The 326-nt window shown below is 37.1% G+C and carries 1 pseudogene; it reads right to left on the reverse strand.

What is annotated here, in order from left to right:
- Nucleotides 1-250 (reverse strand): annotated as a pseudogene (locus G5T77_RS17345) (IS3 family transposase); the annotation flags it as partial.
- Nucleotides 251-326 lie beyond the last annotated feature (76 nt).

The raw sequence follows: 326 nt of genomic DNA on the forward strand, positions 1-326 counted from the left end.
GCTCACCGATTTTTGCATGTAGTTTTTTTAGATCGATGGGTGGTTCTGTTGGAGCTTTTGATTGATCGAAAGCTTGCGAGGAAGCTGAGATCAATTGATTTTTCCAGTCAATAATTTGGTTTTGATGAACATCAAACTCAGAACTCAATTCAGCAAGTGTTTTTTCTGCTTTGATCGCAGCAAGTGCTACCTTAGCCTTAAAGTCGTTTGAATGATTTCTTCTTGGTCTACGTGCCATAAAATACTCCATATATTGATGTTTATAACATCATTTGAGGAGCAGAGTATCACTTATAGGAGTTGTTCAAATTTACGGATCCATCTCT

The organism is Acinetobacter sp. GFQ9D191M (genome assembly GCF_011174875.1).
Lineage (GTDB): Bacteria > Pseudomonadota > Gammaproteobacteria > Pseudomonadales > Moraxellaceae > Acinetobacter.